Origin of the sequence: Streptomyces sp. NPDC087844 (assembly GCF_044742785.1) — a bacterium.
In the GTDB taxonomy this organism is placed as follows: Bacteria; Actinomycetota; Actinomycetes; order Streptomycetales; family Streptomycetaceae; genus Streptomyces.
Window position 1 is genome coordinate 116552 of record NZ_JBIUVD010000026.1, and the last position, 10152, is coordinate 126703.

The following is a 10152-nucleotide window of genomic DNA, read 5'->3' on the forward strand; positions in this document are numbered from 1 at the left end:
GCCTCTGTTTCACGTGAAACAGAGGCATTCGTTCTCGTTTCACGTGAAACAGAGGAACTCCCGTTTCACGTGAAACAGTCAGCGCGTAGCGCCAGTGACGATCCAGCGGCCCGAGCGGGTTCGCAGCCACAGGGTCAGCATGCGCACGGTCATCATGAGGGTCATCGCCGCCCAGACAGCGGTGAGACCACCACCGAGGGCAGGAATGAGTAGCGCCACCGGAGCGAAGACCGCCAGGACGAGCACCATGGCCCGCGCGAGGTACGGGCCGTCCCCCGCGCCCATCAGCACGCCGTCCAGGACAAAGACGATGCCGCAGATCGGCTGGGAGAGCGCCACCATGAGGAGAGCGGGCAACGCGATGTCGTGGACAGCCGAGTCGCTGGTGAACAGCGGAAGGAAGAGGGGGCGGCAGGCGATCACCAGACCGCCGAGTACGACTCCGACGGCGATGCCCCACTCCACCATGCGTCGGCAGGCTTCACGGGCTCCTTGCGTGTCGCTCGCGCCGAGATAGCGCCCGATGATGGCTTGCCCCGCGATGGCGATGGCGTCGAGCGCGAAGGCGAGCAGGCTCCACAGGGACAAAATGATCTGGTGGGCCGCGATGTCGGCGTCTCCGAGACGAGCGGCGACGGCGGTAGCGATCATCAGAACCGCGCGCAGGGAGAGGGTGCGGACGAGCAGTGGTGCACCGGCCTGGGCGCAGGCGCGTATCCCGGCAGCGTCGGGCCGCAGGGAGGCACCGTGCTTGCGCGCGCCGCGGACCACCACGAAGAGGTAGGCGGCGGCCATGCCGAACTGGGCGATGACAGTGCCCCAGGCGGATCCGGCGATGCCGAGGTCCGCGCCGTAGACGAGACCCGCGTTCAGGGCCGCGTTGGCGACGAAGCCGGCGATGGCGACATAGAGCGGTGTCCTTGTGTTCTGCAGACCCCGCAGCACGCCGGTGGCGGCGAGGACGACGAGCATCGCGGGGATGCCGAGCGCCGAGATGCGCAGATACGTGATGGCGTAGGGCGCGGCGGTGTCCGAGGTTCCGAAGAGTTCCACCAGCGCGGGTGCGGTGGGCAGGAAGACGGCGATGACGGCGGCACCGAGCAGCAGCGCGAGCCAGATACCGTCCATCCCTTGGCGGATGGCGGTCTGAAGGTCGCCCGCTCCGACCCGTCGGGCAACAGCGGCCGTGGTGGCGTACGCGAGGAAGACGAAGATGCTGACGGCTGTGGTGAGGAGAGCGGAGGCGACTCCGAGACCGGCGAGTTGGGCGGTGCCGAGATGGCCGACGATGGCGGTGTCGGCCATGAGGAAAAGAGGCTCGGCGATGAGGGCGCCGAAGGCCGGAACGGCCAGCGCGACTATCTCTCGGTCGTGCCGTCGCCGGGTGGCCTTGGGGGCCGCTGGAGCCTGTGTCATGCACATCAATCTAATCTTCCACAGGTAAGAGATGCAACTATCCAGTGACCCTTACTGGCAAACTCGTGCGACGTACCACCACGCGCCATTCGCATCGATCTTGGCCCGAGTTGGAAAGTTTTTCTTCTGCACAGCCGGTGGACGAAATATGTGCAGGTCAGGGGCAGTGTGGAAAACAGGCTGAGTGCTTGTTCACAGGCCTGTCCACCGGGTCGTGCACAGGTTTTACGGAGTTCTCCACAGCATCGGGGCCGTCGTCCACATGGCCTGTGGATAACCAGATTGGCTGACGGTGCCCGCGGGCCTACCGTGGTGCGGCACCCTCTCCCTCCTCCGGCCTCGGAAACCTCGCAAAACCGACGCGTCAGAACCGGAGTTGGGCGTCTCATTTGTCAGTGTCGTGCCGTACGAATAAAGGGCACGGCGAGGTCCGCTCGGCGGACGGGAGGAGGTGGCCCGGTGAGTATTTCCGAGCCCTTGGACGACCCGTGGGCCGACAGCGGTCCGAGTGACCGTCTGCCCGCCTCCCGACAGCGCCGGGATGGTGGCGGCCGTGGCAGGGAGGACCAGCACGACCGCGGTTCGGACAGCGGTGGCTGGGACGGCGGGGGGTCGTCCTTCGAGCGAGTGCCCCCACAGGACCTGGACGCCGAGCAGTCCGTCCTCGGCGGCATGCTGCTCTCGAAGGACGCCATCGCAGACGTGGTCGAGGTGCTCAAGGGCCACGACTTCTACCGGCCCGCGCACGAGACCGTCTATGGCGCGATCCTCGACCTCTACGCCAAGGGCGAGCCCGCCGACCCGATCACGGTCGCCGCCGAACTCACCAAGCGCGGCGAGATCACCAAGGTCGGCGGTGCGTCGTATCTGCACACCCTGGTCCAGACGGTCCCGACGGCGGCCAACGCCGAGTACTACGCGGAGATCGTCCACGAGCGTGCGGTCCTGCGCCGCCTGGTCGAGGCCGGTACGCGCATCACGCAGATGGGTTACGCGGCCGACGGCGACGTGGACGAGATCGTCAACAGCGCTCAGGCCGAGATCTACGCGGTCACCGAGCAGCGCACGACCGAGGACTACCTGCCGCTCGGCGACATCATGGAGGGCGCGCTCGACGAGATCGAGGCGATCGGTTCGCGTTCGGGGGAGATGACGGGTGTGCCGACCGGCTTCACCGACCTCGACCAGCTCACGAACGGTCTGCACCCCGGCCAGATGATCATCATCGCGGCCCGTCCCGCGATGGGTAAGTCGACGCTGGCGCTGGACTTCGCCAGAGCCTGCTCGATCAAGCACAACATGCCGAGCGTGATCTTCTCGCTCGAAATGGGCCGCAACGAGATCGCCATGCGTCTGCTGTCCGCCGAGGCGCGCGTGGCCCTGCACCACATGCGTTCCGGCACGATGACCGACGAGGACTGGACCCGGCTCGCCCGCCGGATGCCCGACGTCTCGGCCGCTCCCCTCTACATCGACGACTCCCCGAACCTGTCGATGATGGAGATCCGTGCCAAGTGCCGCCGCCTCAAGCAGCGCGCCGATCTGAAGCTCGTCATCATCGACTATCTGCAGCTGATGCAGTCGGGCGGCAAGGGGCGCTCCGAGAGCAGGCAGCAGGAAGTCTCGGACATGTCGCGAAACCTGAAGCTGCTGGCCAAGGAGCTGGAGCTGCCCGTCATCGCGCTGTCCCAGCTGAACCGTGGTCCCGAGCAGCGCACGGACAAGAAGCCCATGGTCTCCGACCTCCGTGAATCCGGTTCCATCGAGCAGGACGCGGACATGGTGATCCTGTTGCACCGCGAGGACGCCTACGAGAAGGAGTCACCGCGCGCGGGCGAGGCGGACATTATCGTGGGCAAGCACCGAAACGGCCCGACGGCCACCATCACGGTCGCCTTCCAGGGTCACTACTCCCGCTTCGTGGACATGGCACAGACCTGATCTCCGCCCGTGTAGGGTCTCAGATTTCGTGTCCAAATCTCAGTATGGATGTCCGAACTGGGGCCGGTAGGACGCAAATCTGAGACTGGCAGTTCAGGGCCGTCACCCGTTCGGATGAACAGCATGCAGCGCTGCCCGTCTGAGACGAACGTGCTGGCACCGTGGGTCTATGGGCAAGGGTCCATGGGCCGGGGGTGTGCTCGATGGACAGTGCTCCTGCAACTGTGAGTGTTCGCTGCCGAGATGGCGAAGTGATCGATGATCAGGAATGGGCTGCGGTCTCGATTGACCTGCTGCAGTCCGCGGTGCCGTGGCGGACGTTCCGTTGGTACAAGGGGCAGAAGCATTACTCCGGCACCTACTGGTCCGCGACCATGCGGGACCACGTGATCTACGAGTCGCGCTTGGAACTGAGCCGTTTACTCCTTGCAGACTTCGCCCCCTCGGTGAATCGCATCATCGCCCAGCCGTTTCTGTTGACGGTCACGGTGCGAGGGAAGGCGCGAAGGCACATACCGGACTACCTGTTGATTACTGATCAGGGCCCGGTGGTGGTAGACGTCAAGCCGCTGCGCCGGTTGTCCAGGCCCGAGGTTGTCTTTACCTTCGGCTGGACCGGGGAGCTGGTGGAGGCTCGGGGGTGGACGTACGAGGTGTCGAGTGAGCCGCCGGTTGTGGAGTTGGAGAACATTCGGTTCCTGGCCGGCTACCGCAGGGACTGGCTGGTCAGCCAGGAGCTCCTGGATGAGATCCGCAATGCCGAACTGGACGGTGTCGCAATGGCCCAGGCGGTGTCGTCCCTTCTTCCGTACCCGGAGCCGCTGGTGCGGGCCGCAATCCATCACCTTCTCTGGACGGGCTACTTCACTGTCGACCTCGGTAGACCCCTCAGCTCTTCGAGGGTGCTGAGGAGGGCCGCATGAGTAGGGCTGGAGCCCGAGTGGGAGTCGGTAGCCGCTTTCGCTACGACGGGGAGACCGTCGAGGTAATCGAGATGGCTGCAACGACGGCGGGCAACGAGGTGGTGTTGCAGGACGGCCGAGGCCGACTTCTGCGCCTGTCCTTGAAGGAACTGTTGTTCTCCGACCGTGCCGCTGTCATTCCTGACGAGTCCGGGGCATCGGCGGACGACGTCGACGTGATCGCCTCGGTGGTTCTCGGGCAGCTCGATACAGCGGAGAGAAGCAGGGTTCTGGACCGAGCCGAGCACGTCCGTGAGGTTCTGACGGGCTTTCGCTCGGGCTTCTCCGAGCTCGCTCGTGAGGGTGAGCCCCGCCCGGAGTACACGTCCACGCTGTCGATGGAGGCACGGCAGGAGGCGAAGGCGACTGAACTGGGTATCGCCGCACGCACGGTGAGGCGATGGGTTGCTGATTTCCGTGAGCACGGCGAAGCCGGCCTGGTAGCGAAGAGCGGACCTTCCCGCAAGTCCCATGGCAGGGCCGATGGCCGCTGGGTGGAGACCGCCCTTGAGGTGATGGTCGAGCACACCGAGGAGTCGAAGCCGTCGCGGACCATGGTGATCGAGCGGACCCGGGCCCGGGTCATTGCGAGGTACGGCCCGGAGGTCGTTCCGCAGCCGAGTCGGGCAGCAGCTTTCCGGGTGCTGGCCGAGTTGGAGGGGCGGCATCCGCTGTTCCGGCTGAGCACGAAGCGCAACCGCGATATCGCGGGCCGGCCGGACGGGGTCTACGGCAAGCTGCGTCCAACCCGGCCGGGCGAGTACCTGGTGATGGACTCCACCCGGCTGGACGTCTTCGCCCTCGATCCGTTGACGCTGCGATGGGTTCAGGCCGAGCTCAGTGTCGGTATGGACTGGTACACCCGGTGCATCACCGGGATCATGCTCACGCCGGTGTCGACGAAGGCAGTGGATATCAGCGCGGTGCTCTACCAGTCCTTCCGGCCCCGGCCGACTGGGCAGGACTGGCCCAGCCACGCGGTCTGGCCCGAGCACGGCATTCCCCGCACGGTGCTGGTGGACGTCGAGTCCGCCGGGGGTCCGGGGCTCGCCTCCCCGCCACTGGTGCCGGAGACCCTGGTGGTGGACCACGGCAAGGTCTACGTGTCGGAGCATCTGACGAGTGTCTGCCGTCGGATGGGGATCTCGATCCAGCCAGCGCGGCTGCGGACGGGCCGAGATAAGGGCCCCGTTGAGAGGTTCTTCCGAACCATCCGCGAGGACCTGCTGCAGGCCCTGCCTGGTTACAAGGGGCCTGACATTCACTCTCGGGGCGAGAGACCGGAGGACGAAGCGTTCTTCTTCCTGGACGAGCTGGAGGCGATCATCCGTGAGTGGACCGCGGTGGTCTATCACTCGCGACCCCACTCCGGTCTCCTCGATCCGGGTCTGCCTGGGATGAGGATGTCCCCGGCGAAGATGTTCGAGCACGGTATGGCGAGGGCCGGCTACATCGAGGTCCCCCGGGACCCGGACCTTGCCTTCGAGTTCCTTGAGACCAAGTGGCGCACGATTCAGCACTACGGCGTTGAGATCGACCGCCGCCGCTACAACGGTCCCGGGCTCAACGCCTGCCGCAAGCTCAAGAGCCCTTACGACGGCCCGGGCAAGAACAGCTGGCCGTTCCAGGTCGACCCAGACGACGTCACCCGGATCTACTTCCGGGATCCCGACACCAGGCGATGGCACACACTGCTGTGGGAACACGCGCCGTCCATGCAGATGCCGTTGAGCAAGGAGGCCCTGGACTTCGCCAGGAAGCTGGCGGCCTCCAAGTACCGCTACCCAGATGACCGGCTCGCGGTCGCCGACCTGCTGGAACGCTGGAACCTCGGACTTGGTACGACCGTGCCCGAGCGACGCATGGCCCTGCGACTCTCCCGTGAGCAGGCCGCCATCGAATTGCCGGAGACCGAAGCCGAGACCGTCATTTCGCTTCCCTCGGTACGCAAGGCCCTCGGGGTGGCTCCGGAGATGCCGAGAGGCGAAATGTCGGAGTCTGCGGAGGGTGGGGACGACGACGAGGCTGACCTGGAGGATCTCGCCGACGAGGACGACTTCTACGAGGACGCGTTGGAGGACGTGTGACCGACACGGCGGGCATGCCCAGTCCGGCGAACCTGGCCCTATCGCGCAAGGAGGACTTCAAGGCGTTCGCTGAGTCCCCGCGCCGCACCCGGCCCGAGCATTTGACCATGGCGCAGATCGCGGCGCTGAGCCTGGCCGCGAAGGCCGAGTACGACCTGCTGAGACGTGAGTGGCATGCCAATCTCGGGCCAATCAGGACGCCGCAACTGTCCGAACTCCACGAGGACTTGTGGGACATTGTCGACAGCAACCTGCAGGACGGCGACAAGGCCAAGGGCGCCGTCGCACTCGATGCCTTCCCGGGCCTCGGCAAAACCACCTCAGTGCTGGCGTTCCTCCAGGAATTCCACCGCAGGGAGATCGCCGAGCGGGGACAGCTGACTGCCCAAGGACACGAACGCCTGCCCGTCTGTCGCGTCGGCCTGACTGGCAACACCGGCATGAAGGACCTCAACCGCTCCATGCTGGAGTTCTTCGGGCACCCAGGTCGCAACCGTGGAACCACCGCTCAGCTCGGCCAGCGGGCTCTGGACTGCATGCTCTCCTGCGAAGTCCGCCTGCTGGCTCTCGACGATCTGCACTTCCTGAAGTGGCAGAGGACGAACGGCATTGAAGTCAGCAACCACCTCAAGTGGATCGCCAACGAGTTCCCGGTGACCTTGCTGATGATCGGCGTCGGACTGGCTGACAAGGGACTGTTCAGCGAGGGCGAAACCAGAGGCGACGCCGCCATGGCTCAGACCGGCCGCCGCACCACTCGTCTGGGCATGCGGCCCTTCACCATCGAGACCGAGGAGAACCGCCGGGAATGGCGGCAGATGCTGCTGGCCCTGGAGCAACGCGTGGTCTTGGCTGGCAAGCACCCCGGCATGCTCGCCGACGATCTGTCGGACTACCTCTTCGCCCGCAGCACCGGCCACATCGGCTCACTGATGACGCTGATCCATCGAGGTTGCCAGCGAGCCGTCCGCAACGGGCAGGAATCGCTCAGCCGAGACCTGCTGGACGGCGTGAAGAACGATGAGGCATCCGAGCAGGCACGCAGGGAACTCGAAGCCGCTCTAGAGACAAGGAAGTTGACCAGTCGGCCCCGGGTCGCCCGCAAGAAGGCTGCGTGACAGCTGGCCGCAGAACGCTCCCCGTCCGACTGGCCCCCCTACCCGGCGAAGCTCTCGACTCATGGCTCGAAGCCCTGGCACTGCGCCTGAGCACCCCCCTGGGCGATGTCCGGTCGCACCTCGGGTTCCCGGTGAGGAACAGGTCCGGGAACCACCTGCGGGACATCCCGCCCGACTGGACGATCGCGCTGCGAGAACAGGAAACCGCGGCCCTCGCCCATAGCAGTGGGCTTTCGTCCACCGCGATCACGGCCATGACACTGGTCCACTACGACCAACGGGCCCTTCTCATCGACCTGGAGCACCGGCACGTCAACCGCCGGGTGCTCTGGGGCAGGGCACGAGGCTCACGGTTCTGCCCCGACTGCCTGGCGGACTCCGGCGGCCGCTGGCAGCTCACCTGGCGTCTGGGCTGGGCCTTCGCCTGTCCCCTCCACCAACGCCTTCTGGCCGACTGCTGCCCAAGGTGCGGTCGTGTCCAGCGCGAGCGGCCTCGCTCCGGCTGGACAGTCCCTCAGCCGGGCATCTGCGGCAATCCCCCCACCGCCCCGGACCGGGACCCCTCCGGCGGTTGCGGCTTCGACCTGACCTTGACCCGGACCCTTCCGCTGCCTGCAGATCATCCGGCACTGAGGGCCCAAGACCTCCTTCTGGAGGTCATCGAGTCCGGGACGGCCGCCTTCGGTTCCTACGTCAGCAACCCGCAGCCGGCACAGAGCGCCCTCGCGGACATTCGAGCCCTCGGCGGCCGTGTGCTGGCAGACCTGCCGGGCGGCACCATCGCGGAGATGGTGCCGCCCGATCTCGCCGACGGGCATTTCGTGCCCGACCCCGGATCTAGCCTGGCATCCCGGGCCATCGAACGGCCCGGCTTTATGGCTCCTCCGCGAGCCGTGAGCACAGCGGTTGCGGTGACCATCGCGCTGCGAGTCCTCGAACACCGCGATGCCCATGAAGCCGGGGCCGAGATGCGGGGCCTGCTGGAGATGATGCGCGAGGAACTCGGGCAGGTTAGCGCCACCAGCATCGACGGTTGGGGGCGCGGCCTGAGTCCCATCCTGAACGCCGTCCACCTGGCCGCGCTCGCCCCATCACTCCGCCCCAGTGACCAACTGCGCTTCCGTACCGTGACCGCCATGCCAAGCAGGCCGAACCTCACCGATGCCGAAGCGACGCGGCGGGCCCGGAAGATCCCCGGCATGTTCTGGCCGTCCCTGGCAGTACGACTTGCCCCGCCCGACGGTGTCTACCCCCGAGTTCTCGCCCCCGTTTTGGCCAGCGCACTTCTGATCATCGGCAGCAAAACCAATCTCGACGCCGCCGCCCAACACCTCGGTGCGGTCACCGAGGGCATCGATGTCTCACGCATCCTGCAACTGCTGGACGACAAGCCGCACTGGTCGGCCACGATGACCGCCCTGATTCGGTTGGCCGACTACCTGGACACCCACGACGTCCCCATCGACTACCGTCGGCGCCGCCGCTTGAACTACACCGGCCTGCTGCCGCATGAGCACTGGGTGGCCATCTGTCGGCGCACCGGCACATCACTGGGCCATGGTCGGCGCGAGCAGGCCGTCCGCTCGCAGTTGTTCCAACGCATCAGCGGCCATCCCATTGAAGCCGCCCCTGGATACCTCAGCGGAAGCGAAGCGCCCTTTAGAGCCGAGGCTGCCCGGGCTGCTGCCCTGCGCACCCCCGAGCTGGCCGCAGAACTCGACCAAGCGGCATACGAGTTCCTCGCTGGCCAGGGCGTCCGCGGTGAGCCGGTGACCTGGCAGCCACCCATCTCTCTGCTCAACGGACTCGACCTTCCCGGCCCCGACCCCACGCGCATCGACCTTCCCCACCTGCACCGCATCATCCGTCAGCAGAAGAACCCGGTCCGATACGCGGCGGAATCCCTCGGCACGAGCATTGAGGCGATCCGCCTCATCCTGGACGAGCACCCCGCGCCGGCAGCACCGCTGTCGCCATCCGCAGCCAGGGCTACCGGCGGCATCCGCCACAAGGCCCGCCAGGACCTACCCAAAGAGACTTTCGCCCGCCTCTACATCGACGAGTACCAGTCCCTGAACGAGATCTCCACCCTCACCGGGTTCTCCCGCAAAGTACTGACCGGCCTTGCATGCGAGTACGAGATCCCCCTGCGAGACGGTCCCCAGGACTACAAGCGCCGAGGAGAGGTCGAACGCGACTGGTTGATCGAACAGTACGTCAACCAGCGTCGGACTCTGCCGGACCTCGCCCGTGAGAAGGGCATGAGTGCCGCGAACATGGCGTGGTGGGCACGCGCCCACCACGTACCCCTCCGTCCTCGCGGAGGAGGAAGCCACAACGTGGCCTTGCGTGCTGTCGACCAAGCGGCCGCTGTCCCCGCTATCCTGCGCGCCGCCCTCACTGGCCCCTTCGCGTGGCAGCGACTCGACCGGTTCGTGGCGGCATTGCGCTATGCCACCATCCGGGAGGCAGCCAAGATTCTTGGCGCCACTCAGCCTGCGCTGACCGCCCAGATCGCCCGCCTTGAAGGGGACCTAGGGCCTGTGTGACGTCGTGATCAATCTCGGGTTTTGGTCCCGTGCGTGGGTAGGACCTGGTAGGACGATGGGTGTGACACGTAGGCAACTC

Annotated in this window: 6 protein-coding genes; 5 read left to right on the plus strand and 1 reads right to left on the minus strand. The window is 66.2% G+C overall.

Annotation, left to right across the window (positions count from 1 at the left end):
• Positions 1-78 precede the first annotated feature (78 nt).
• Complete coding sequence (locus ACIOKD_RS36080) at positions 79-1416, minus strand: MATE family efflux transporter (RefSeq protein WP_402092218.1); 1338 nt, start codon at positions 1414-1416, stop codon at positions 79-81.
• Positions 1417-1875: 459 nt separating this feature from the next.
• Between ACIOKD_RS36080 and dnaB the strand changes: the two genes are divergently transcribed.
• The 5 genes from dnaB to ACIOKD_RS36105 all read left to right on the plus strand — a co-directional run bounded on the left by dnaB (position 1876) and on the right by ACIOKD_RS36105 (position 10073).
• Entirely contained in the window at positions 1876-3357 is a 1482-nt protein-coding gene (gene dnaB, locus ACIOKD_RS36085; RefSeq protein ID WP_267028153.1) for a replicative DNA helicase, read from the plus strand.
• A gap of 251 nt (positions 3358-3608) precedes the next feature.
• Positions 3609-4280 (plus strand): TnsA-like heteromeric transposase endonuclease subunit, encoded by a 672-nt coding sequence (locus tag ACIOKD_RS36090; RefSeq protein ID WP_402092220.1) that lies wholly within the window; start codon positions 3609-3611, stop codon positions 4278-4280.
• The gene (locus ACIOKD_RS36095) at positions 4277-6406 is read left to right on the plus strand and encodes a helix-turn-helix domain-containing protein (protein ID WP_402092221.1); all 2130 of its coding nucleotides are present in this window, start codon (positions 4277-4279) and stop codon (positions 6404-6406) included. Before ACIOKD_RS36090 ends, ACIOKD_RS36095 begins: the two co-directional genes overlap by 4 nt.
• Positions 6403-7524, plus strand: a complete 1122-nt coding sequence (locus ACIOKD_RS36100) for an ATP-binding protein (protein WP_402092223.1) — start codon at positions 6403-6405, stop codon at positions 7522-7524. Before ACIOKD_RS36095 ends, ACIOKD_RS36100 begins: the two co-directional genes overlap by 4 nt.
• On the plus strand, positions 7521-10073 hold the full coding sequence (locus ACIOKD_RS36105) for a TniQ family protein (protein WP_402092224.1): 2553 nt from the start codon (positions 7521-7523) through the stop codon (positions 10071-10073). Before ACIOKD_RS36100 ends, ACIOKD_RS36105 begins: the two co-directional genes overlap by 4 nt.
• Positions 10074-10152 lie beyond the last annotated feature (79 nt).

Excerpts from the sequence above, each read along its gene's own strand:
- ACIOKD_RS36080 (WP_402092218.1), bottom strand. The coding sequence starts at position 1,416 with ATGACACAGGCTCCAGCGGCCCCCAAGGCCACCCGGCGACGGCACGAC.
- ACIOKD_RS36095 (WP_402092221.1), top strand. The coding sequence starts at position 4,277 with ATGAGTAGGGCTGGAGCCCGAGTGGGAGTCGGTAGCCGCTTTCGCTAC.